Here is a 24,078-nt window from a genome sequence, read left to right as displayed (position 1 = left end):
CCAGTCAGCCGTTGGCCAAGATTTTTGCCGCTGCAGCCAAACCGTCCGGCGTTCCGACTGCCACGAGAAGGTCTCCCCCGGTGAACGTGAAGTCGGGGTTCGGAGACGGGCTCACCTGTCCTGCGCGCATGACGGCGACGATGGACACTCCGGTGCGCGTGCGCATGCCGGTGTCCCCGAGGGTCTGTCCGTCGTAGCGAGAACCGTCCTTGATGTAGAGCTGTTTGGTTCGAATGCCCGGAAGGTCACGGTGCTCTTCCTCGAGCTGAGCAACGAGCTGGGGGGCACCCAGGAGATTGCTGAGCGCTGCCGCTTCCTCGGTGGTCAGAGGCAGCGAGGCAGCACACGCGTCAGGGTCGTCTGCCTTGGAAACGATGAGGTCGGTATGACCGTCCCGATGGGTGACGACACCCACGCGACGACCGGAAGACAGAACAAAATCCTTGCGCGTCCCGATCCCCGGTAGTGGGGTGACTTCTACGTTCATATACCAACGGTAGCGCCGATCGGTGACCTGCATCGCGGGAGGGCCGTAATCCGCGGGGCACAGTTCACGACCGGCCAACCGGCGACCTACCGAACCGGCGAAAACAAGCCGTTCTCGCCCGGAAAATACTCGACGACAGCGGTGACGGCTGCGACGGGAATCGGGGCGTACAGATGCGGGAATCGCATCGATTCCGGGTCCGAGGGGACACCCGGTTCGTACTTGACCTGACCGCCGAGCAAGGCCGGATCGATAGCCAGAAGGACTATGTCGTCACGGCCGGCAAAGATCCGATTGGCCGGGAGATGAACTTGCGCCGGAGTCGACATGTGGACAAATCCCTCCGCCTCGAATCCGTCGGGGATACGTTCACCGAGCTGTTGTGCCCGCGCCCACTCCTCGCGCGTGCACATGTGGAGCAACTCGACGCTCTCGTCGACAAGTGGTTCGCGTCCCGGGTTCATCCGCCCAGAATATCGGGCTGAGGTCGGCGATCCGAATCAGCTGTCAGCGAACAATCTTCACCCGAGAATGCCTGCCCAGCGCATTTCCAGTGAGACACAACACTAAGAAACGCCTTCGGGAACAACCCGTAAACCCCAAACGTCTGTAAGAGTGGATCTACCGCGCCATTCCGACGCGGCGGACCAGGCCCCAGGCACGCGGCCCGAATGCCGCAAAGCCAGTACGGAGGAGTCATGCCCGGAACACTGACCAGCCCACAGTTGACCGCTGCCGACCGGTGCGACCGGTGCGGTGCCGGAGCACGCGTACGCGCCGTGCTTCCCACCGGCGGCGAGCTTCTCTTCTGCGGACACCACGCAACCGAACACGCGGATCGACTTCGCGAGATGAATGCCGTCGTCTCCGAAAGCGAACCCGCAATCTGACCTGTCAGCCGGGGGTGGCCTCTTCACGAGGCGCGCCATGAACGCCAGAACGGGCGATCACAGTCACTGTGATCGCCCGTTCTGCCGTTCCGGGGTCGCAAGCACGCGAAGCGTGCGGGACCGGTATCGGCTGCTACCAGCTGCGGAGAATCGCGATGCGTTCGGTCAGCTGATCGACAGTAGCGATGGCCGTCGGCGGACCGCCGCACACCCGGCGCAGTTCCGCGTGAATGATGCCGTGCGGCTTACCGGTGCGGTGGACGTTCATCGCCACCAACCCGTTCAGCTCCTTGCGGAGCGCACCGAGCTGATCTGCCGTGGCCGCTCGATCGGATACCACTGCCGCCGTGGGTTGCGGGGCGGCAGCCTTGGCCGAGTTGGCCTCGACCTGTGTCTGCTGGCGTTGACGCAGCAACGCCCGCATCTGATCGGCGTCGAGTAGACCTGGCAGACCGAGGTAGTCGGCTTCCTCGTCACTTCCGGCGAATGTCGCGGTACCGAAGGACGATCCGTCGTAGATCACCTGGTCGAGTTCGGCATCGGCGCCCAGGGACGTGAACGCCTTCTCCTCCTCGCCCAGCTCGTCCTTCTGCTTGTTCGCATCGGCGAGCAGGTCGTCTTCGAGGCCGTCCTTCTCACGATGCGGCTTGCCGAGTACGTGATCACGCTGGGCCTCGAGCTGTGCGGCAAGGTCGAGAAGCACCGGCACCGACGGCAGGAAGACGCTGGCAGTTTCGCCCTTACGACGCGAGCGCACGAAGCGCCCGATCGCCTGAGCGAAGTACAGCGGAGTCGACGCGCTGGTCGCGTACACACCGACCGCCAGACGGGGAACATCGACGCCCTCGGACACCATGCGGACCGCGACCATCCATTTCTGGTCGCTCGCACCGAATTCGGCGATTCGCTTGGACGCGGTGGGGTCGTCGGACAGCACGACAGCCGGCTGTTCGCCGGTGATCGCGGTCAGGGCCTTCGCGTACTCGCGGGCCACTGTCTGGTCCGTCGCGATGACAAGTCCGCCGGCATCGGGCATACCGGTACTGCGCAGCTGCGCCAAACGGGTGTCTGCTGCTTGCAGCACGGCAGGAATCCAGTCGCCGGCAGGGTCCAAGGCCGTGCGCCAGGCCCGAGTCGTCTGCTCGGCGCTCAGCGGCTCGCCGAGTCGAGCGGTGAATTCCTCGCCGGCGTTGTTTCGCCACCGTGCCTCGCCCGAGTAGGCGAGAAACACGACGGGGCGAACCACGCCGTCCTTGAGGGCATCCGAATATCCGTAGGAGTGGTCGGCTTTCGAGCGGAGCAGACCTTCCTTGTCCGGCTCGTACTCGACAAAAGGAATGGCACTGTCGTCACTGCGGAACGGGGTTCCGGTCAGTGCGAGACGCCTGGTCGCGTCGCCGAACGCTTCACGAATGGCGTCGCCCCAGCTCTTGGCGTCGCCGCCGTGGTGGATCTCGTCGAGGATGACCAGCGTCTTGCGGCCCTCGGTCCGCACACGATGCTTCGACGGGTGCGAGGCAACCTGGGCGTAGGTCAGCACGACGCCGTGATAGTCACTCGAGGTCTGGCCGGTCGAGTTGGAGAACCGCGAATCCAATGCGAGGCCGGAGCGCTGTGCGGACTCCGCCCACTGGTGTTTGAGGTGCTCGGTCGGCGCCACGACGGTTATCTGGTCGACCGTCCGGTCACGGAGCAATTCCGAAGCTACCCGCAGAGCGAAGGTGGTCTTACCTGCTCCCGGCGTTGCGACCGCCAGAAAGTCACGCGGGCTGCTGGAAAGGTATTTGGTCAGTGCACGGCGCTGCCATGCACGAAGGGAACCGGTAGGGGCGCCAGGTTGGGTTCCCGCGGATTGAGCTCCGGCGGGTTCGGGCGACTTGCCGAACTCGGCTGCCACGGTCTCAGACGTCATAGGCCGCGCCTCCACTGGAATCGCACTGTTGTCTCGCGCTCCTCGAATTTTCATCAATGTCCGGCGACGAGCCTAGCCGCCGCCACCGACGAAAGCCGCACTCGAAGCGCGTACTCATGGCCGTTCTCACTCCGGCCGGCGAGGTTTCGCCGTTCTCGCATCCTGCCGACCTGCACGCGAATTGTCTCAGAAATGTGCGACACGTCGGCGCCATGGTTGGGCAACCGGGTGTGTCGTCAGGGATGCTGGAGACATCATGAGTGAAGCGCGAGGCGAGAAGTCGAGCGGAAGTGATCTGCACCACCGCAGATGGCATCCGCTACGCCGCACCGGGCAGTTGATCGGTCGAACCCTGAGCAAGGCCTGGGACGATTCCATCTTCGGAAAGGCGGCTACGGCCGCGTTCTGGCAAACGCTGTCGCTTGCTCCCCTGCTGCTCGGCCTTCTGGGAATGATCGGCTACATCGGTGGGTGGTTCGGACCCAACACCGTCGAGATCATCGAATCCAAGATCGTCACGTTCAGCGGAACGATCTTCAGCGAAAGCGTCGTCGACCAGATCATCCGCCCGACGGTGACGGACGTCCTTCAGCGCGGACGCCCGGAGATCATCTCGGTGGGCTTCCTGCTCTCCCTGTGGGCGGGATCATCGGCGATCAGTACGTTCGTCGACTCGATCGTGGAAGCACACGGGCAGCAGGATGCCCGCAATCCCATCTGGCAGCGCATCTTCGCCCTGCTGCTCTACGTGATGTTCCTGGTGATGGCGGTGTTCATCCTGCCGCTGGTAGCTCTGGGGCCGACGCTCGTCGGGCGAGCACTGCCGGCCTCCTGGTACGTGGTCGGATCGAATCTGGTCGACACGTTCTACTATCCCGCTGTCGGTCTGCTGGTGATCATCGGCCTCACGACGCTCTACAAAGTCGCTCTGCCGAAGTCGCTGCCGTGGCATCGGCTGCTCGCGGGCGCCCTGGTCGCCGGTGTGTTCTTCATGGCCGCCAGCACCGGATTGCGCTGGTACCTGGGATTCGTCACCAGCACCGGCTACACGTACGGCGCACTGGCAACGCCGATCGCGTTTCTGCTCTTCACGTTCTTCCTCGGTTTTGCCGTCGTGCTCGGCGCCGAGTTCAACGCGACGGTTCAGGAGTTCTGGCCCGCTCGTGCCACTCGGATGGAGCAGATGCGAGAGTGGCTTGCGGCTCAGAACACCGACGAAAAGACCGGTCCGGTCACCAACCTGACCTGGCACCTGGCCACCAGCCCGATCCGCATCTCGGGCGACAAAGCGGACCCGGCCACGGTCCCCTCGTACGGGCGGCCCCGCAGCAGACAAACCGAGAGCAGACAATCGGAGTCGCGCCAGAACTCGTGCGTCGACCAAGATCCCTGCGATGAACCGCACGCAGACGCGAAGAGCCCGGCGGCCGACTGCGTCGAGGCTGTCGATCCGCCGAGCTCCGGAAGTACTCCCGCTCGCCTGACCCGAGGTCAGTCGCCCTTACGGAGTCCTTCGTAAATCTTCTTGCAGTCCGGGCACACCGGTGATCCCGGCTTGGCGGACTTCGTCACGGGAAACACCTCACCGCACAGCGCGACGACATGGGTTCCCATGACGGCGCTCTCGGCGATCTTGTTCTTTTTCACGTAGTGGAAGAACTTCGGGGTGTCGTCGTCGGTCGTTTCGTCGGTGGAGACGTCGGGACGTTCCTTGGTTTGAGTGCTCACCCCTCCAATAATGCCGTCTCCGTCACAGCGGTGCGACCCACGGGTCGTGTGCAATTGTCGGCCGAGAGTGGAACAGTGGAGTCATGGCACGAAATGGCGCGTTCGGCAGGTCCGACGAGGCCGGGACTCCCGACAATCCCGTACTGATCACCGAAGCGCAGCAGTCCGTCGAAGAACAGCACAAAGCCCGAGTGCGCAAGTACATGATCATCATGTCCTTCCGGTTCCCGGCGTTGATCCTCGCGGCGATCGCGTACGGCATCTGGGCCAACGCCTGGATCTCGATGCTCATCATCGGTGCATCCATTCCGCTTCCCTGGATCGCCGTCCTGATCGCCAACGACCGACCACCGCGCACCAAGGACGAACCGAGTCGATACGACGGACGAAAGAAGACCGCAGGCGAGATCGAATCCGCGACGCACCACACCATCGAAGGCTGACAAGTTCCGCCTGCGAGAATGACGGGGTGAGAAGCGAAACGCTCCTGTCCATCACCCCTGCGCTGCGTGAGGCTCTGCTTCGCAATCGATTCGACACCGGAACCATGCTCGAGGCGTTGGGTCCCGAAGTTCACGCTGCTCTCGGCCGAAGTGAGCCGGTGCCCGTGCGCCGCGCCACCCGAGAACTCGGGGACCTGGGCGTTCTCATCAGACTGTTCCTTCTCGCCGATGACTGCCCGGCGGGCGACGTCGCCGCGGCGCTGGCTCCGCTGACAATCGCGCAGTGCGTCGACGCCGGTCTGCTCGAAGGTGAGAACTTCGACAGTGAGAATCCGCTCGTGCGGGCCGCGGTGGATCTTCGCCCCATCGACGTCGGCGACGGCGATCGTTGGGTGATCTCGGATCTCGACGGCGGAATCCGTCCCAAGAAGGCCACGGCCGATCATGTGCTGGGCGTCGGGCATGCGTCACTGTCCTTGCTGCAGGCCACGCCCACCGCGAGGGTCGGCAGCGTGCTCGACCTCGGTACGGGATGCGGCATCCAAGCCCTGCACGCGAACACGTACGCCGATTCGGTCACCGCAACCGACATCAATCAACGCGCTGTCGACCTCACGGCAGCAACCATGGCCCTCAACAGACTGGACGTCGAACTCCTTCAAGGGTCCTGGTTCGAACCCGTCGAGGGTCGAACCTTCGACCAGGTGGTCGCCAATCCGCCGTTTGTCGTCGGCGAGGCACGCGTCCATCACACGTACCGCGATTCCGGCCTCGATCTCGACGGTGCGAGCGAATTGATGATCTCGCAATCGATCGACTACCTGAACCCCGGCGGCACGGCAGCTCTGTTGGCGTCCTGGGTGCACGTCGAAGGGCAGGACTGGCGGTCGCGGATCGCGTCGTGGCTGCCGGCCCACGGCGTCGATGCCTGGGTGGTCCAGCGCGATGTCGCGGATCCGGCTCTGTATGTAGGCACGTGGCTCAAGGACGGCGGGCAGGATCCTCGAGATCCGGAAACGGCATCGAGAGCAAACGCCTGGCTGGATCACCTCGAAGAAGCCGATGTCGAGGGCGTCGGCTTCGGTTTCGTGTTCCTTCGCCGCACCGACTCCCCCACCGACCTGATGGCCGAGGACCTCATGCACGGCTTCTCGGACCCGCTCGGGGCCGAGGCGCTCGCATACTTCGACCGTCTTGCCTGGTTGCGTGAACACGACGTCCTCGAGGAACGCTTCGTCCTCGATCCGGACACGGCTCTCGAACGCGTCTACCTCCCCGGTGACGAGGGATGGCAACAAGTGGTCACGCGTGTGCACCGCGGCAACGGACCGCACTGGCAGCACGAGATCGACGAGCTCGGTGCTGCGCTGTTGGCCGGACTCCGAGCGGATGGACTGGTGGTCGACGAATTGATCGAACTTCTTGCCGCGGCGAACGGCGAAGACCCGGACCAGCTACGTGAGGCCGTCGTCACAATGATGGTCTCGCTGGTTCGGCACGGGTTGGTGCTTCCCGTCACGAACTGAGTTCCCGGTGAGTTGCAGATTTTTGTGTTCTCAGCAACTTCTCAGGACGACTGGGAAATAACTGCAGGTCACGGCGATTTAGCGGAAATCGGCACGGGAACTTTCCCGGAACTCTCACACGTTGAACTGTGTGAGAGACCGCCGATAGGGAGGCAAGTCATGACAAGCCCCAGCACCACTACTCGCATTCGTCCGAGCGCCGCAGATCTGGACGCCCAGAGCCCGGCCGCAGACCTGGTCCGCGTCTACCTGAACGGGATCGGTCGTACCGCACTGCTGACAGCAGCAGACGAGGTCGAACTGGCGAAGCGAATCGAAGCGGGGCTGTACGCCAGCCACGTCCTTGCCACGGGAAAGCGCCTGACAGTCGCCAAGAAGAGGGATCTCGCAACGATCGTTCGCGAGGGACAGTCGGCACGTAGCCACCTCCTGGAAGCGAACCTGCGACTCGTCGTGTCGCTGGCCAAGCGCTACACCGGCCGCGGCATGCCGCTCCTCGATCTGATTCAAGAAGGCAACCTCGGACTCATCCGTGCAATGGAGAAGTTCGACTACGCCAAGGGCTTCAAGTTCTCGACGTACGCCACCTGGTGGATCCGTCAGGCAATCACCCGCGGAATGGCTGATCAGAGCCGCACCATCCGGCTCCCAGTCCACCTCGTGGAGCAGGTCAACAAGCTCGCCCGCATCAAGCGCGAACTGCACCAGCAGCTCGGGCGAGAAGCCACGGACGACGAGTTGGCCGAAGAGTCGGGCATCCCGGCGCACAAGATTGCCGACCTGCTCGACCACAGCCGCGACCCGGTAAGCCTGGACATGCCTGTGGGCAACGACGAAGAAGCGCCCTTGGGCGATTTCATCGAAGATTCCGAGGCGACCTCGGCCGAGAACGCCGTCATCGCCGGTCTGCTGCACAGCGATGTGCGCAGCGTGCTCGGGACGCTCGACGAGCGGGAGCAGCAGGTCATCCGACTTCGCTACGGTCTCGACGACGGCCAGCCCCGCACCCTCGATCAGATCGGCAAGCTCTTCGGCCTCTCGCGTGAGCGGGTTCGTCAGATCGAGCGTGAGGTCATGGGCAAGCTCCGCGTCGGCGATCGCGCCGAGAAACTGCGGTCCTACGCGAGCTGATCAAACAACACAGCACGTGCGTCAGCGCGCCACACCACTCGCGCTGACGCACCGCACAAAGCACCGGCCACCGCTACTTCCCTCCCCCTCGGGAATGTGCGGTGGCCGGTGTTGTTCGCTGTGTCTACCGCAGCCGCCTGGGCCCCAGGTCGATTGCGCTCGGCTCAGGTCCGATTCGGACACGTGAATCGGTGATCTCCGCGCCGGTAGCCGAAGCGAGTACCGGCTCACAGGCCAGTTCGCGGACTTCGGGAATGTCGTCGGCCAGCGCCGAGATGCGCTGGACCAGATCGACCAACGCACCCTTGTTGACCGGAACGGCGTTGCGGTATCCGGAGAGAAGCGGCGCGGCCTTGGGCGCGTCGATCAATTCCGTAGCAGCGTCCTCGGTGAGAGGCAGTACGCGATAGGCACGGTCACCGAGGAGATCGGAGATCACACCGGCAAGCCCGAACGAGATCAGCGAACCGAACGACGGGTCGTCTTGGACACCAACCACACATCCGATGCCCTTGGTTGCCATTTTCTGCACGTGCAGCAGCGGTTCACCCGACGCGGCCGCAAGATCTCGGTAAGCGAGGCGCACCGATTCCGGTCCACTCAGATCCAGCCTGACACCGCCCAGATCCGGTCGGTGTCGCCACATTTCGCCGGTTGCCTTGACCGCGACCGGGTAGCCGACAGCATCCGCTGCCTCTACTGCTTCGTCTTCGCTCAGGACCGAACGGAATTCGACGACGGCGACCCCGTAACACTCGAGCAGCGCCGCCGCTTCCACATCTGAAAGCCAACGGCCAGGAGAGTTTTCAAGCCAATCGGCCACCATCTTCTGGGCTCGCTCGGAGTCGATACCCACGGGGCGAACCACCTTCGACGCAGGCTTGCTGCGCCACTCCGCATATCGCCAAGCCCTCGCCAACGCCAGGGCGGCACGCTCCGGCCCCGGGTAGGACGGCACCGAACCGCGGGTCGGGTTACCGACTTCGTCACGAACCGCCAGGACGTCCGGCACACCCTCAGCTGCGAGGAACGTGGTGAGAATCGGCTTGTCCGAGCCTGCGACGGCGTCCTTGAGTGCTTTCGCGAACGGCTCGACCGGAATGGCGACCGGAGGAACGAAGACGGCAATGACGGCATCGACGTCGAACGACGCCAAAGCGTCGCGCACGGCAGTGGCGAACAGTTCCGGACTCGCCTGGGCGCCGAGGTCGACCGGGTCGCTGACCTGCAGACCTTCACTGCGGGCCGCGTCCGCAGCAAGGACACCGAGCGCGGTCGAGTTGCCGATGACCGCAAGCCGGGGGCCGGCGGGCAACGGTTGGTATCCGAAGAGCAAGGCGCAGTCGAACAATTGTGAAATGGACCCGACCTGAATGACGCCCGCCTGTTCGAAGAGGGCGCGGACGATCGAATCGTCGATCTCGACTCCGGTGGCGGCGAGCACTGGCGGAACCGCGTGCCGACCGCTCTTCACTGCGACGATCGGCTTCTTCCGCGCAACTCGACGCGCGATGCGAGAGAACTTCCGTGGGTTGCCGAAGCTCTCCAGATAGAGAAGGACCACTTCGGTGGACTGGTCGGAATCCCAGTACTGCAGAAGGTCGTTACCCGAGACGTCCGCACGGTTACCGGCGGAAACGAAGGCGGACAATCCGATTCGGCTGCGCGCGGCTTCGTCGAGAATGGCGATACCGAGCGCGCCGGACTGACAGAAGAAGCCGACGTTGCCTGCCACCGGCAAGACCGGCGCGAGCGTCGCATTCAACGAAATCGCCGGGTCGTTGTTCGCGACACCCAGCGCATTCGGGCCGATGAGGCGCATACCGTGAGCGCGCGCTGCATGGACCAGTTTGCGTTCGGACGAGCGCCCGTCCGGACCACTCTCACTGAAGCCCGACGAGACGACCACCAGCGCTTTGACGCCCTTGTCGAGGCAGTCGTCGAGTACCGAATTGATCGATTCTGCAGGTACAGCCACGACGGCGAGATCGACGTCGTCGGGGATGTCACGAACCGTCGGATATGCCCGAACGCCGTGTACCGAACGATGCTCCGCGTTGACGGGATAGACCGGTCCGGTGAATCCGCCGCGCAGCAGGTTGGTCAACACCGCGTTACCCACTTTGGCCGGGTCCGCTGATGCGCCGATCACCGCCACCGATCGCGGGCTGAGCACGTTTCCCATGCTGCGGGCCTCAGCTGCCCGCTCACGCGAATTACGTACTGAAACAAGCGCTTCCGTCGGGTCGATCGCGAATTCGAGTCTCAGCACGCCACCGTCGAAAGAGCGGCTCACCTGATACCCCGCCTCACGGAACACCGTCACCATGTTGCGGTTCTCGGAGAGGACCTCGGCGACGAACATCGTCAGACCGTTCTCGGCCGCTGCCGCTGCCAGGTACTCGAGCAGGATCGGGCCGAGGCCGCGCCCCTGGTGTGCGTCGGCGACGACGAAGGCGACCTCGGCAGACTTTCCGTCACCGACGTCGAGCAGTCGCTCGTATCGACCCACCGCGATGATCTCGTCGCCGAGCATCATCACGAACGCCACGCGGTTGTGGTGGTCGACCGTCGTGAAGTTCTTGACGTCGCGCGCCGACATCGTGGGGTACGGGCCGAAGTAGCGCAGATACCGGGTGCGCTCGGAGAGTTTGCCGTGGAATTCGACGAGCTTGTCCGCGTCTTCGGGAACGATGGGTCGCAACGCCACCGCTCCGCCGTCGGAGGCGAGAACATCGACTACCCAGGAATGGGGATAGGTGTGAGCGGGGTCGGTCTTCGGCGCCTGGCCGCTCGCCTCGCCGCCGGCAGCTTCGGTATCGGACTGTTCAGTCACGGGGATCCTCCGGGTCGAGTCCGAGTAGCGGGAACGAAGCGCGACGTGTCGCGATGATCGCCGAGTCGATACGGGTGAGTGCACGGTCCACCGAGGCGACACCTGTCTCCGGTGTACCACCCGGGCCGTCCCACGGCGTGTAGGCGACATCGCCGCCGTCCCCCATGGTCGGCGGGAGGTCGACGCTCGGCGCTCGCAGCTTCGTCGATTCCTTCCAGTCTTCCGGGACAGCGGTGTCGACGTCGATCTCGCGATCGAGCGCTGCAGCGATCAAGTGAGTCCATGCCCTCGGCACGACGCGCACCAGTCCGTATCCCCCGCCTCCGACTGCCAGCCACCGCCCCTCGGAGTAGCGGTCGGCGAGGTCACGCATCGCCAGGAACGCGGCGCGCTGACCGTCGACGGTGAGGGCGAGATCCGCGAGCGGGTCCTCGCGGTGCGAGTCGACTCCGCACTGGCTGATGATGATCTGCGGGCGGAAGGCTGCAATGGCTCCCGGGACGACGGCGTGAAATGCACGCAGCCACAACGCGTCGACGGTTCCGGGCAGCACCGGGATGTTCACCGCCGTACCTTCGGCGGCCCCGTCGCCGACCTCGCTCGACCATCCGGTGTTCGGCCACAAGGTTGCCGGGTGCTGATGCAGCGAGACCGTGAGCACCCGCGGGTCCCCGAGGAACGCATGTTGCACTCCGTCGCCGTGGTGAGCGTCGACGTCGATGTAGGCGATGCGGTCGTAGCCGTTGTCGAGCAGCCACGAAATCGCAACCGCCGCATCGTTGTAGACGCAGAATCCAGAGGCCCAATCCGCCATCGCGTGATGCATGCCGCCGCCGATGCTGACCGCGCGCCTCGTACGTCCCGAAGCGATTTCCTGCGCTGCGGCCAGCGAGCCGCCGGCGAGGATCGCACTGGCTTCGTGCATGTGCGGGAAGACCGGGTTGTCCTCGGTACCGAGCCCGTGGGGAACATCCTGGCCGCTCACACCGTTGTTCGCAGAGTTACCCGCGTCTTTGACCGCTGCAAGATATGCCGGTGTGTGGATTCTGAGGAGGTCGGCATCGGACGCGGCACTCGGTTCGAGAAATTCGATGCCCTCGAGAAGTCCGAGGCTTCGCGAGAGTGCCATCGTGAGATCGAGGCGAGTGGGATTCATCGGGTGATCGGCGCTCCACCGATAGCTCAGGTACTCCGGACTCCACACCACGACTCGATTCGCTCGAGACGCCGCGGGGTCCCCGTCAGATCTGATCGACGCGGTCATGGGATCACGCTACTTCCTTCTCGTTTCGTGCTGCACACCACACTCGTGGCCCGCTTCGGAGACCGAGATCGAGTGACACGAATCCAATTCGGACACGCGCTGGACTCGCCGCGGTGGAGGCGGCACCGGAACCACGAACTGAACGGTAGAATGATCAACTGACGAAGGGGTTGAGTGTGAAGGATCTAGTCGACACCACGGAGATGTATCTCCGGACGATCTACGACTTGGAAGAAGAGGGCGTAGTCCCACTCCGGGCGCGGATCGCCGAACGGCTCGAACAGAGCGGACCCACCGTCAGCCAGACTGTTGCGCGTATGGAGCGTGACGGCTTGCTGATGGTCGCCGGCGATCGACATCTGGAACTCACCGACAAGGGTCGCGATCTCGCGATCTCTGTCATGCGTAAGCACCGGTTGGCAGAGCGCCTGCTGGTGGACGTCATCGGTCTCAAATGGGAAGACGTACATGCCGAGGCATGCCGTTGGGAGCACGTGATGAGCGAGGAGGTCGAGCGTCGGCTCGTCGTCGTTCTGAACAACCCCACGACGTCGCCCTACGGCAACCCGATTCCGGGCTTGGACCAGTTGGGACTCGACGGCCCGGTTGCCACCACCGAAACATTGGTGCGCCTGACCGATATTCCGCACGGCGCACAGACAGCTGTGGTCGTTCGGCGACTGGCCGAGCACGTGCAGTCCGATCCCGAGGTGATCGCGCAGCTGCGTGACGCCGGCGTCGTTCCCGACGCCAGGGTGACGGTCGAAACCCGTCCGGGCTCGGTGACGATCATCGTGCCGGGTCACAGCGGGTTCGACCTGTCCGAGGAAATGGCTCACGCCGTTCAGGTCAAGCAGGTCTGAGGAAGTAGATGAAACTCCTGGTCACCGGCGGCGCCGGTTACGTCGGCAGTGTATGCAGCACTGTGTTGCTCGAGCGTGGACACGAGGTTGTCGTCATCGACGACCTCTCCACCGGAAATGCCGACGCGGTGCCTGCCGGTGCCGAGTTCATCGAAGGAGACGTGGGAGCGCTTGCTGCCGACGTCCTCGGCAGTGCGGGTTCACCGGTTTTCGACGGTGTGCTTCACTTCGCAGCGCAGTCGCTGGTGGGCGAATCGGTGCTTCACCCTGAAAAGTACTGGCGCGGAAACGTCGTCACGACCATCGAGTTGCTCGAGGCTATCCGTGTCTCCGGTACTCCCCGCCTCGTGTTCTCGTCCACCGCCGCTACGTACGGCGAACCGGAGCAGTCCCCCATCGTGGAGACCGCTCCGACCCGCCCCACCAATCCGTACGGCGCGACCAAGCTCGCGATCGATCATGCGATCACCTCGTACTCGATCGCCCACGGCCTCGGTGCGACGAGCTTGCGCTACTTCAACGTCGCAGGTGCGTACAAGTCCGCCGGCGAGAACCGGGTGATCGAAACCCACCTGATTCCACTCGTCCTGCAGGTCGCGCTCGAACAGCGGGACAAGATCTCGGTCTTCGGAACCGACTGGCCCACGCCGGACGGAACCGCGGTACGCGACTACATCCACGTGCTGGACCTCGCCGAAGCACATCTACTGGCGCTCGAATCCTCGGTTCCCGGCGAGCACCGCATCTACAACCTCGGAAGCGGTGCCGGCTTCAGCGTGCGCGAGGTGATCGCCGCCTGTGCGCGGGTCACCGGCCTGCCGATCAACGTCGAGGACGCGTCACGACGGCTGGGTGATCCGGCAGTACTGATCGCATCGAGCGACAAGGCGATGGCCGAGCTGGGTTGGACGCCCACGCGTACCGATCTCGACGTCATCGTCGCCGACGCATGGCAGTTCCTCCAGGATCTGGGCGACCGCTCACACGCTGCTCGCTAGCTTCCATTCGGCAGTGCCGGCGGCAAGCCGGTGATTCCGAGCGATTCCCCGATGGACAATCCGACGGCCGCGAGGTCACGGATTCCGTCGGGGCGCATACCGGATTGCAGCGATAGATCCAGCAATCCCGCCAAGGTGTGTTCCGAATCGGCCGACAGCGCGGCCGACAGCGCAACACCTGCCAGAGGTCCGTCGCCACGCACGTATGCAAAGAAGCCGAGAAGTGTTGCCGGCCAAGCTCGTTCGGGCAACGGGACTTCATGGGTGAGCAGGAGCCACAATTGCTCAGCATGTGCCGCAACGGACGTGATCGCCAATCCCAGCACCACGTCGCGCACGCGTACGTCCGTCAATGCGACCACCAGATCGGCGCATTCCTGCGGGTCAGGGCGGTGAGCGCCTGCCTCGACACGGCGGACGTGTTCCAACACCAGATCGATCCGGCACTGAACTGCGGTTTCACCGCTCGGTCCCCCACTGTGCGCGCTCGACTCTCGTCGGCTCGCGATCAGTCGGGCAATCGTGTCGTGATTGCGAGCGGCGCCGTGTACCCACCGGACCAGTTCCTCACGCGAACGGCGAATGACCCTCCCGCCCAACACCTGTGCTGCTGCAACCGACGAAGATGCCGGGTCTGGCAGGGTGCCGCGGTGAATCGAACGCATGACGCTCGTCCACGGCTGGCCAGATTCTATTGCGGCCGTGCACAATACGTCGGCCAGCTCGACGCAGGTTCCGCCGAGCATGTCTTCGAATACCTCGGCCAGCTCGATGGTTTCATCGATCAGAGTTTCAGCCGCCGAGCAATCGGTGATCACCACGAGAACGACCGCACGCGCGCCTTCCCCGTCACAGACGGCGGCGAACTGGCGCAGCGCCGCGCTCATCTGCCTCGCGGGCTTTCCCCTGACACTGGGAAAGTAGTCGTGCCGCATCACTGGTCCGAGCGTCGAGGCGGAGGCGCCCATCAGAGACAGCGCAACCACAGAGTTGGACGGATGGAAGCCCAGGAGTGCGGGTATTGCCGCGATCAATTCGCCTGGATCGGAGACGCGTTCGACGCATCCGAGAAGGGCGGCAAGGTCGTCGTCGGAGAATTCGAATTCTCCCGGAAGAGGTGATGTCGTCATGCACACACCGTCGCTGATCACCCTGACCCGACCGTCTGCTCGAGCAGGGAAAACAGCTGCGTCCAACTCGTCTGTGGATTACCGCATTTGTTGGGGACCAAGTACCGCGCCGCACCGAGCAGCTCCGCTACTTGTCGGACCTGTGTGCTGTGAAATCACTTGCCTGCTTTGACCTTCTGCACGGCTGCGGTGAACGCTTGATCCAGCGGTGCCGTCGAGGGCGTCGCAGAACCGAACGTCATCAGTGTTGTCGCCACCCGTACGTCGCCGACCTGCGCGATCAAGGTCAGCATCGTCTGATCACCGGCTGTGGCCTTGGGGGACACGACAGTGCGGCGAAGTGACATCGTCTTGTCGGCATCGATCGGCGACGGCGGAAGAATTTCCGTCGTCACTGCCGTAGTGACGCCGTTCGCAGTGACAGTCATGGACGGGCACTGCCGAGTTTGCGCTTCCAACTCGTCCAGTGGTGCATCGACCTTCGTGAGTTCGACCGAAATCGTTGCCCTCGTCGCGTTGTCGGTCCCGACCGCCATCACGGTCCCGTTCGGACCGTAATCCTGTTCCGGTGGCTCACATTCGGACGGATCGACGGTGGCACCGCGCGGGACGCCGACTAGATCCGGCGCTGCCATCGGAACGGCTTGCGGGGGCAGCACAACAGCGCCGAAGGGCTCGGGGAATTCCTCGGGAGTCAGCAGCAGTTCGGACAGCGGTGCCGCCGTTTTCGGAGAGGTGGATTTCGGCGTCGAGGATTTGGGTGCAGCCGTCGTACTCGGCGCCGCCGTGCCGCTGTCGGTCGCACCGGCAGTCGCCGGCGCGGAGTCCGGAACGGGTGCTCCTTGGACCGACCCGGAGCAGCCCGCGAGTAGTGCAACGGCGGCCACCGCAGCAAGTGAGCATGCGGCCACTCGCCTGGACGATCGTGGACACACCCGCATGTAAGCCTCCGCACTCGACCGATCCCGACAATCGACCAATCCATTTCGGACAAATCGGCCGTGCCGACCTTGTGTTCCACTCTGCCATGTCCGAAGCCGCGCACCCGACATCTAGCGAACGCCCAGGCCAAGTGTCGAAAAATACCGCTCAGCTTCGCTCTCGGCGAACGCCCGTCTCGTCGGATCGGGAATGATCGGTCACCGACTCGGTGTTCTTACCGATGAACGTCTGATCCAGTGCTGTCGGGCACCTGACTCCGATGCTGTCGAGCGTGCGCCGATAGTGGACACTTGAGATCAAGACCGAAGAGCGAAGGGGACTGCGATGGACGAACAGTCGAGGATGTACGAGCTGGAATTTCCGGCGCCCCAGTTGGCGGCTGCCGACGGCCAGGGACCGATCCTGATTCACGGACTCGAGGGTTACTCCGACGCCGGTCACGCCGTGAAGTTGGCGACGACGCATCTGCGCGAAAGCCTCGAGACCGAGCTTGTCGCGTCGTTTGCTGTCGACGAGCTGATCGACTACCGCTCGCGTCGACCGACGATGACGTTCAAGGCCGATCATTTCTCCGATTACGACGCTCCGGCGCTCAATCTGTACGCACTGCGCGATACGGCCGGCACGCCGTTCCTGCTGCTTGCCGGGATGGAACCGGACCTCAAGTGGGAGCGGTTCACCACAGCTGTTCGACTGTTGTCCGAACAGTTGGGAGTGCGTCGAACCATCGGGCTCAACGCGATTCCGATGGCAATCCCGCACACCCGACCGCTCGGTGTGACAGCACATTCGACCAACAAGGACCTGATCCAGGACCATCAGCGTTGGTCAGGTGAACTGCAGGTTCCCGGCAGCGCATCATCACTGCTCGAGCTTCGTATGTCTCAGCACGGGCACGAGGCGATGGGCTTTTCGGTGCATGTCCCCCACTACCTCGCGCAAACGGACTACCCGGGCGCCGCAGAAACTTTGCTCGAAAACGTTTCCGAGGTTTCGGATCTGGAGTTGCCCTTGGTGGCACTGGGTGAGGCCGCGGCGCGCGTTCGGGAACAGGTTAACGAGCACATAGCCGGGAACGAAGAAGTTCAGACTGTAGTCCACGCTTTGGAGCGTCAATACGACACTTTTGTCGCCGCTCAGGAACAACAGTCGTCCCTTCTGGCCGGCGAGGCCGACCTTCCCAGCGGTGACGAGATCGGCGCAGAGTTCGAAAAGTTCCTGGCCGAACAGGCGGGAAATGACGACTTCGGCTCAGCTGGAGACCTCGATCGAGGCGACAACTGACGAAAATGTGACGGGCGGGGCGCATAATTCGACATTGTGCGCATTCCGCAACCCCTCCGTTACCTGGGCTGTTGTTCAGGACACATCCGTCGGATAGCCTCAAACTCTGTGTGATTTTCGTTGACGGCTCAACAACTGGAGCAGACAGTCAACGTGGTCACACGCCGAGCCAGGAGGCGACATGAGCAGACCACGGAACCGTCAGCTCCGACCGGTCCCCGACGAGGAACCGCGGATGATGTTCCGGACGATTCACGGCTACCGACGCGCATTTCGGATAGCCGGCGAGGGTCCGGCAGTACTACTCCTGCACGGAATCGGCGACAACTCGTCGACGTGGACCGAGATCATTCCCCACCTCGCCAAGAAGTACACAGTCATCGCACCTGACCTGTTGGGTCACGGCCGTTCCGACAAGCCACGCGCGGATTACTCGGTAGCCGCGTACGCCAACGGCATGCGGGATCTTCTGTCGACGCTCGGCATCGAGCACGTCACCGTCATCGGGCACTCGCTCGGCGGCGGCGTAGCGATGCAGTTCTCCTACCAATTCCCACACATGGTGGATCGCCTCGTGCTGGTCTCGGCCGGTGGCGTCACCAAGGACGTCCATCCGCTGCTTCGCCTCATGTCCGTTCCGGTGGTCAACGAGGTGGTAAAGCTGCTCCGGATACCTGGTGCGATGCCGCTCGTCCGGATGGCCGGGAACCTTGCCGGCGTAGTTCACGGTTCAAATCTGCGTCCCGGCACCATGTTGCATGACACACCGGACCTGATTCGCGTGCTCGCTGATCTCCCCGACCCCACTGCCTACGAGGCCTACCTTCGTACGCTGCGGGCCGTCGTGGACTGGCGCGGACAGGTCGTCACGATGCTCGACCGCTGTTATCTGACCGAGAATCTGCCGGTTCAACTGATCTGGGGCGACGACGACTCCGTCATTCCCGTCTCCCACGCTCATCTCGCGCACGCGGCGATGCCGAACTCACGCCTCGAAGTCTTCCGCGGCTCGGGCCACTTCCCGTTCCGCGACGATCCGATGCGTTTCCTGCAGATCGTCGAAGATTTTCTTTCCAGCACCGCACCACTCGTCTTCGACGAGGCTCGCTGGCGCCACATGCTGATCTCCGGGGTCGGCGAGAACACCATCACCGGAACGTCGTCCACCCGCATGGCGGTGCTCGACGCCATGGGCTCGGACGAGCGAAGCGCAACCTGATCCACGGTTGCGGCTAGCCTGTACGAGTGCTGCTGACGGAACTTCTCCCCGACAACGCGGATCCTGATTCCGTTTTCGACGCCTTCTCTTCGTGGACCATCGAACGAGGTTTGACGCTCTACCCGGCCCAAGAAGAGGCCGTCATGGAGTTGGTCTCGGGTGCAAACGTGATCCTTGCGACGCCGACCGGGTCAGGCAAATCGATGGTGGCGATCGGCGCGCATTTCTATGCGATGTCGCTCGGCAAGCGCACCTATTACACAGCACCGATCAAGGCCTTGGTGAGCGAGAAGTTCTTTGCGCTGTGTGAAGTCTTCGGTGCCGAGAACGTCGGCATGATGACCGGCGACGCCGCCGTGAACTCGTCGGCGCCGATCATTTGTGCGACGGCCGAAATCGTCGCGAATCTTGCACTGCGCGAGGGCCCGAACTCCGATATCGGCCAGGTCGTGATGGACGAGTTCCACTTCTACTCCGAACCCGATCGAGGTTGGGCGTGGCAGGTTCCGCTCATCGAGTTGCCGCACGCCCAGTTCCTGTTGATGTCGGCAACTCTCGGTGAGGTCGACTTCTTCTCCGAAGATCTGACGCGGCGTACCGGGAAACCCACCACCGTCGTCTCCGGCACAGAACGCCCCGTGCCTTTGATGTTCTCGTACGCGACCACGCCGGTCGGCGAAACCATCGAAGATCTGGTGACCACCAACCAGTCCCCCGTCTACATCGTGCATTTCACGCAGGCCGCCGCGCTCGAACGCGCCCAGGCATTGACGAGCGTCAACTTCTGTTCCAAAGAAGAGAAGGAAGCGATCGCCGAGGCGCTGGGTGGTTTCCGCTTCACCACCGGGTTCGGAAAAACACTCTCCCGCCTGGTCCGGCACGGCATCGGCGTTCACCATGCGGGCATGCTGCCCAAGTACCGACGGCTCATCGAAGTTCTCGCACAGGACGGGCTTCTCAAGGTGATCTGCGGTACCGACACCCTCGGCGTCGGCATCAACGTCCCGATCCGCACGGTGCTGCTCACGGGTCTGGCCAAGTACGACGGCGTCCGCACTCGGCATCTGAAAGCCCGCGAGTTCCATCAGATCGCCGGCCGCGCGGGTCGTGCAGGCTACGACACGATGGGCACCGTCGTCGTCCAGGCACCGGAACACGAAGTAGAGAATCTGCGGGCAGTCGCCAAGGCCGGCGACGATCCGAAGAAGATCAAGAAGATTCAACGCAAGAAGGCTCCCGAGGGGTTTGTGTCCTGGAGCGAAGCGACGTTCGATCGCTTGGTCGCCGCCTCGCCCGAGCCGTTGGTGTCGCGATTCTCGGTCAGCAACTCGATGCTGCTCAATGTCATTGCCCGCCCGGGTAACTGCTTCGACGCGATGCGGCACCTGTTGGAGGACAACCACGAATCGCGTCCGGCGCAGCGCAAGCACATCCTCAAAGCGATCTCGCTGTATCGCGGATTGCTCAGCGCCGGCATCGTGGAACGCCTCGACGAACCCGACGAGTACGGCCGCATGGCTCGGTTGACGATGGACCTGCAACGCGACTTCGCCTTGAACCAGCCACTCTCACCGTTCGCCTTGGCGGCATTCGAACTTCTCGACGTCGAATCCGACAGTTACGCACTCGATGTCGTCTCGATCATCGAGTCGACGCTCGACGATCCGCGTCAGGTTCTGATGGCGCAGCAGCACTTCGCTCGTGGCGAAGCGGTTGCGCAGATGAAGGCCGACGGCATCGAGTACGAGGAGCGCATGGAACTCCTCGAAGAGGTTACGTGGCCGAAACCGTTGTCGGACTTGCTGTTCCCGGCTTTCGAAATGTACCGGGGTGGCCACCCGTGGATCACCGAGTTCGCCCTCTCCCCCAAGTCCGTGGTGCGCGACATGATCGAACGCGCCATGACGTTTGCCGAGTTGATCAGCCATTACGGACTCACCCGGTCCGAGGGCCTCGTCCTGCGCTACCTCGCCGACGCCTACCGCGCGCTGCGACAGACCGTCCCGGCGGAAGCGCGCACCGAGGAACTCGAAGACATCATCGAGTGGTTGGGCGAGCTGATCCGTCAGGTCGACTCGAGCCTGCTCGACGAATGGGAGTCACTCACCGACCCCGGAGCCGAGGCAGATACGGAAGAGGTTGCGTTCGGCGCCGACATTCCCCGTCCCATCTCGGCGAACCCGCGCGCATTCCGCGTCATGGTGCGCAATGCGATGTTCCGACGCATCGACCTCGCGTCGCGTCGGCAGTGGAATGAGCTGGAAAACCTCGAGGACGGTATCGACGCCGCCGAGTGGGAAGAGCAACTACTCCCGTACTTCGAGGAGTACGCAACAATCGGAAGCGGGCCATCGGCGCGCGGGCCGGCGCTCTTCCAGGTCACCGAAGAGGGTGAGTTCTGGCGGGTGCGGCAGGTGCTCGAGGATCCGGAGGGCGATCACGGATGGGCACTGCTTGCCGTCGTCGACATCCCGGAATCGGATGCCGCGGGTGAAATCGTGTTCGACGAGCTGAGCGTCGTAGAAGGCTAGCGCCTGTGCGCCTTTTTGGTAGTCATCGCTACCAAAAAGGCGCACAGGGGGCGTCAGCCCCTTCGAGCCTTCCGCGGCTGGTTGCGGCGAGCAGCGCGCTTTTCCTTGATGCGAACATTCTCGGCCCGCACCTCGGCCTGAACAGCGCGTTCCTTTTCGAGCCATTCGGGCTTCTCTTCGAGGAGTGCGGCGATCTGATCCGTGGTGAGTGCTTCTTCGACGCCGCCGCGGGCCAGCCCGGCGATCGATACGCCCAGCTTGGCGGCGATGACCGGGCGAGGGTGCGGTCCGGTGCGTCGCAGCTCCAGCAGCCACTCCGGCGGATCGGTCTGCAGAGCGGTCAGCTCGTCACGAGTCACGTCGCCTTCCTGGAACTGCGCAGGTGTTGCTTCCAGGTACACACCCAGCTTCTTGGCAGCCGTCGTCGGCTTCATCGTCTGGGGAGTTTTGTTCGACGTCATGCAACAAGAGTAACCAGCCGATACGGGTGCTTTTACCAAGGCGGTAGCCTTGCCTGGTGACAGACGCGGATAGTCAGGCAATTTTTCGACTCGCGTACGCCCCGGGGGTGACGCCCACCAAGTGGGTCCGGGTGTGGCACGAGCGGCTCCCCGAGGTGCGTCTGGAACTTGTTCAGTTCCCGGTTCTCGAACTCGAAGCTGCACTTCGCGCCGGTGAAGCAGATGCAGGTTTGGTTCGACTGCCGATCGACCGGACCGGCATCAGCGCCATCTCGCTGTACGCGGAAACCCCGGTGGTGGTGGTACCGAAAGATCACGTATTCACTACTGTCGATCAGATTTCCGTCGACGATCTGGCCGACGAGATAGTGCTCGATCCTCTCGACGACAGACTCGACTGGCCGACCCGTCCCGGAAAGACCGCCGCCGAGCGACCCGCGACCATCGCCGACGCCATCGAGTTGGTGGCCGCCGGCGTCGGAGTTGTCGTGGTTCCCCATTCGCTGGCGCGGTTCCACCATCGCAAGGACCTGACCTTCCGTCCGGTGGACGGTGCGCCCGAGGCTCCTGTGGCTTTGGCATGGATGGAGTCCAAGACCACAGATCTGGTCGAGGAACTGATCGGCATCGTGCGGGGCCGAACGGCGCAGAGTTCCCGCGGCCGAAACGGTGAGCCGGCGGAGAAGATCAAGGGCTCCGTCAAGGCCAAGATCGCGGCCCGCGAGCGTCGCGCAGAAGCTGCCAAGAACGGGCAGAAAGCTAAGGGCGCCGGCACCGCAAAGAACATATCCGGACGCAACGCCGGTTCCGGTAAGGCCAAGGCGGGCGGCAAATCAGGCAGCGGCAAGTCCGGTGGGACCAAGAGTTCGGGTGGCCGGTTCTCCGGAAAGCAGAAGGGCCGCTAGGGCTTCAACTGGCAACTCGGAGGATCGCTGCCGGACAACGCTGAACTGATCAGGCGCGACAGACTCGGGCTGTGGTCTCGCGAATTGGCGCATCGTCGAACTCCGTCGAGCATGATGAGAGTATGACTCCCGCGAGTTCTTCAGCCCTCGACGAATTGGTAGCGGCACTCCCCGAGGGAGCCGTCCTGCTGGATCCGGACGTGACCGCGGGCTACCGCCAGGACTGGGCCGCCGACCCGACCGCCGGCCATCCCGCTGCCGTGGTTCGCGCAACGTGCACCGAAGACATCCAAGCAGTCATGCGATGGGCAACCGCCAACCGCGTACCGGTGGTTCCCAGAGGTGCCGGCTCGGGCCTGTCCGGTGGATCCAGCGCCGTCGACGGTTGCATCGTGGTCAGCACCGATCGAATGCGACAGATCACGATCGACCCGGTCGCCCGTGTGGCGGTCACTCAGCCCGGCTTGATGAATGCGGAGGTCAAGAAAGCCGCCGCAGAGCACGGACTCTGGTACCCACCTGACCCGTCGTCCTTCGAGATCTGTTCCATCGGCGGCAATGCAGCCACCAACGCCGGCGGACTCTGCTGCGTCAAGTACGGAGTTACCACCGACTACGTTCTCGGACTCCGGGTCGTGCTGGCGGACGGTACAGCTGTCAGCCTCGGAGGTCCCCTTCTCAAGGACGTCGCCGGACTCTCACTCACCAAACTGTTCGTGGGCAGCGAGGGCACTCTCGGCATCATCACGGAAATCACGTTGCGTCTGATTCCGGCACAACCGCCCGCATCAACCGTCGTGGCCTCGTTCGACTCGGTGCAAGAAGCTGCCGACGCGGTCTTGGCGATCACCAGCAACATGCGTCCGGCGATGCTCGAGTTCATGGATCACGCCAGTATCAATGCTGTCGAGGATTCGGTACGCATGGGTCTCAACCGCAAGGCTCACGCACTACTGCTCGCGCAGTCCGACGCACCCGGCGCGGCAGGCGTGCTGGAAATCGAGACGATTGTTCAGGCGTGCGAAAACAACGGAGCCACCGAAGTATTCGCCACCGATGACCAGGCCGAAGGTGACGCTTTTGCGGCGGCACGGCGAGCGGTGTTCCCGGCCGTGCTCGCGATGGGAAGTCTGCTTCTCGAAGACGTGGGCGTTCCCATGCGCGCACTCCCCCAGCTGGTAACCGGGGTCGAAGCCATCGCAGACGACCTCGACGTCCTGATCTGCACGGTGGCGCACGCCGGAGACGGAAACACCCACCCGCTCATCGTCTTCGACCCCGCAGACCCGGACATGTCCGAACGCGCACAGATCGCATTCGGACGGGTGATGGATCTCGCCATCGCGCTCGGCGGCACGATCACCGGCGAACACGGGGTGGGTCGACTCAAGCGCGACTGGCTGCCGTCACAGTTGGGTGAAGACGTCATGGCCCTCAATCGCAAGGTCAAGGATGCGCTCGACCCGCTGGGAATTCTCAATCCCGGAGCGGTCATTGCCGTGAAAGAAGGCTCTCTCGACTAGCTTTC

21 protein-coding genes are annotated in these 24,078 nt (G+C 63.6%); 12 read left to right on the top strand and 9 right to left on the bottom strand.

The window, feature by feature from the left end:
• Positions 1–4 precede the first annotated feature (4 nt).
• Positions 5–487: a cation:proton antiporter regulatory subunit gene (locus KTR60_RS13480; protein WP_021344116.1), complete on the bottom strand. Its 483-nt coding sequence runs from the start codon at positions 485–487 to the stop codon at positions 5–7.
• Positions 488–573: 86 nt separating this feature from the next.
• Positions 574–951 (bottom strand): DUF952 domain-containing protein, encoded by a 378-nt coding sequence (locus tag KTR60_RS13475; RefSeq protein ID WP_211920257.1) that lies wholly within the window; start codon positions 949–951, stop codon positions 574–576.
• A gap of 234 nt (positions 952–1,185) precedes the next feature.
• Here KTR60_RS13475 and KTR60_RS13470 point away from each other — a divergent pair, with 234 nt between their 5' ends.
• Positions 1,186–1,377 (top strand): hypothetical protein, encoded by a 192-nt coding sequence (locus tag KTR60_RS13470; RefSeq protein WP_003942643.1) that lies wholly within the window; start codon positions 1,186–1,188, stop codon positions 1,375–1,377.
• A gap of 133 nt (positions 1,378–1,510) precedes the next feature.
• On the opposite strand, the gene KTR60_RS13465 is transcribed toward KTR60_RS13470, so the two are convergent.
• Positions 1,511–3,289 carry a DEAD/DEAH box helicase gene (locus KTR60_RS13465; protein WP_003942642.1) on the bottom strand — a complete coding sequence of 593 codons (1,779 nt, stop codon included), beginning with the start codon at positions 3,287–3,289 and terminating at the stop codon, positions 1,511–1,513.
• A 256-nt stretch (positions 3,290–3,545) separates the two neighbouring features.
• Here KTR60_RS13465 and KTR60_RS13460 point away from each other — a divergent pair, with 256 nt between their 5' ends.
• Positions 3,546–4,808 (top strand): YihY/virulence factor BrkB family protein, encoded by a 1,263-nt coding sequence (locus KTR60_RS13460; protein WP_030536891.1) that lies wholly within the window; start codon positions 3,546–3,548, stop codon positions 4,806–4,808.
• On the opposite strand, the gene KTR60_RS13455 is transcribed toward KTR60_RS13460, so the two are convergent.
• The gene (locus KTR60_RS13455) at positions 4,781–5,017 is read right to left on the bottom strand and encodes a DUF3039 domain-containing protein (protein WP_003942602.1); all 237 of its coding nucleotides are present in this window, start codon (positions 5,015–5,017) and stop codon (positions 4,781–4,783) included. The two genes, KTR60_RS13460 and KTR60_RS13455, sit on opposite strands and share 28 nt — an antisense overlap.
• A gap of 83 nt (positions 5,018–5,100) precedes the next feature.
• On the opposite strand from KTR60_RS13455, the gene KTR60_RS13450 reads away from it, so the two are divergent.
• The 3 genes from KTR60_RS13450 to KTR60_RS13440 all read left to right on the top strand — a co-directional run bounded on the left by KTR60_RS13450 (position 5,101) and on the right by KTR60_RS13440 (position 8,117).
• Complete coding sequence (locus KTR60_RS13450) at positions 5,101–5,460, top strand: DUF3099 domain-containing protein (RefSeq protein WP_003942638.1); 360 nt, start codon at positions 5,101–5,103, stop codon at positions 5,458–5,460.
• Between the two features lie 26 nt (positions 5,461–5,486).
• Positions 5,487–6,986 carry a methyltransferase gene (locus KTR60_RS13445; protein ID WP_211920258.1) on the top strand — a complete coding sequence of 500 codons (1,500 nt, stop codon included), beginning with the start codon at positions 5,487–5,489 and terminating at the stop codon, positions 6,984–6,986.
• Between the two features lie 159 nt (positions 6,987–7,145).
• The gene (locus tag KTR60_RS13440; RefSeq protein ID WP_003942639.1) at positions 7,146–8,117 is read left to right on the top strand and encodes a sigma-70 family RNA polymerase sigma factor; all 972 of its coding nucleotides are present in this window, start codon (positions 7,146–7,148) and stop codon (positions 8,115–8,117) included.
• Positions 8,118–8,241: 124 nt separating this feature from the next.
• Here the strand turns inward: KTR60_RS13440 and KTR60_RS13435 are convergent, their stop codons facing one another.
• A complete protein-coding gene (locus tag KTR60_RS13435; RefSeq protein WP_030536893.1) occupies positions 8,242–10,953 on the bottom strand; it encodes a bifunctional GNAT family N-acetyltransferase/acetate--CoA ligase family protein in 2,712 nt (903 codons plus the stop codon).
• Positions 10,946–12,217 carry an acetoin utilization protein AcuC gene (locus KTR60_RS13430; protein ID WP_003942159.1) on the bottom strand — a complete coding sequence of 424 codons (1,272 nt, stop codon included), beginning with the start codon at positions 12,215–12,217 and terminating at the stop codon, positions 10,946–10,948. Before KTR60_RS13430 ends, KTR60_RS13435 begins: the two co-directional genes overlap by 8 nt.
• A gap of 176 nt (positions 12,218–12,393) precedes the next feature.
• On the opposite strand from KTR60_RS13430, the gene KTR60_RS13425 reads away from it, so the two are divergent.
• Complete coding sequence (locus tag KTR60_RS13425) at positions 12,394–13,080, top strand: metal-dependent transcriptional regulator (RefSeq protein WP_003942150.1); 687 nt, start codon at positions 12,394–12,396, stop codon at positions 13,078–13,080.
• An 8-nt stretch (positions 13,081–13,088) separates the two neighbouring features.
• Positions 13,089–14,078: a UDP-glucose 4-epimerase GalE gene (gene galE, locus KTR60_RS13420; protein WP_209908421.1), complete on the top strand. Its 990-nt coding sequence runs from the start codon at positions 13,089–13,091 to the stop codon at positions 14,076–14,078.
• On the opposite strand, the gene KTR60_RS13415 is transcribed toward galE, so the two are convergent.
• Both KTR60_RS13415 and KTR60_RS13410 read right to left on the bottom strand, forming a co-directional pair.
• Positions 14,075–15,208: a DUF4192 domain-containing protein gene (locus KTR60_RS13415; protein ID WP_209908418.1), complete on the bottom strand. Its 1,134-nt coding sequence runs from the start codon at positions 15,206–15,208 to the stop codon at positions 14,075–14,077. The two genes, galE and KTR60_RS13415, sit on opposite strands and share 4 nt — an antisense overlap.
• A gap of 155 nt (positions 15,209–15,363) precedes the next feature.
• Positions 15,364–16,119: a sensor domain-containing protein gene (locus KTR60_RS13410; RefSeq protein WP_007732815.1), complete on the bottom strand. Its 756-nt coding sequence runs from the start codon at positions 16,117–16,119 to the stop codon at positions 15,364–15,366.
• Between the two features lie 355 nt (positions 16,120–16,474).
• Between KTR60_RS13410 and KTR60_RS13405 the strand changes: the two genes are divergently transcribed.
• The 3 genes from KTR60_RS13405 (at position 16,475) to KTR60_RS13395 (ending at position 21,184) form a co-directional block, all read left to right on the top strand.
• Entirely contained in the window at positions 16,475–17,434 is a 960-nt protein-coding gene (locus KTR60_RS13405; RefSeq protein WP_003942198.1) for a proteasome assembly chaperone family protein, read from the top strand.
• Between the two features lie 181 nt (positions 17,435–17,615).
• The gene (locus KTR60_RS13400; RefSeq protein ID WP_007732813.1) at positions 17,616–18,653 is read left to right on the top strand and encodes an alpha/beta fold hydrolase; all 1,038 of its coding nucleotides are present in this window, start codon (positions 17,616–17,618) and stop codon (positions 18,651–18,653) included.
• Positions 18,654–18,679: 26 nt separating this feature from the next.
• Positions 18,680–21,184, top strand: a complete 2,505-nt coding sequence (locus KTR60_RS13395; RefSeq protein WP_210378369.1) for a DEAD/DEAH box helicase — start codon at positions 18,680–18,682, stop codon at positions 21,182–21,184.
• A gap of 53 nt (positions 21,185–21,237) precedes the next feature.
• Here KTR60_RS13395 and KTR60_RS13390 read toward each other — a convergent pair whose 3' ends face one another.
• Positions 21,238–21,645 (bottom strand): DUF5997 family protein, encoded by a 408-nt coding sequence (locus tag KTR60_RS13390; RefSeq protein WP_007732807.1) that lies wholly within the window; start codon positions 21,643–21,645, stop codon positions 21,238–21,240.
• 56 nt (positions 21,646–21,701) lie between these two features.
• Between KTR60_RS13390 and KTR60_RS13385 the strand changes: the two genes are divergently transcribed.
• A complete protein-coding gene (locus KTR60_RS13385) occupies positions 21,702–22,550 on the top strand; it encodes a LysR substrate-binding domain-containing protein (protein WP_003942255.1) in 849 nt (282 codons plus the stop codon).
• Positions 22,551–22,672: 122 nt separating this feature from the next.
• Positions 22,673–24,073 (top strand): FAD-binding oxidoreductase, encoded by a 1,401-nt coding sequence (locus KTR60_RS13380; RefSeq protein WP_007732803.1) that lies wholly within the window; start codon positions 22,673–22,675, stop codon positions 24,071–24,073.
• The last annotated feature ends 5 nt before the right edge of the window (positions 24,074–24,078 follow it).

It is taken from the genome of Rhodococcus sp. C1 (genome assembly GCF_020809065.1).
In the GTDB taxonomy this organism is placed as follows: Bacteria; Actinomycetota; Actinomycetes; order Mycobacteriales; family Mycobacteriaceae; genus Rhodococcus_F; species Rhodococcus_F qingshengii.
The sequence above is the reverse complement of the archived record's forward strand: the minus strand, read 5'-3'. Positions and strand labels throughout refer to the sequence as shown.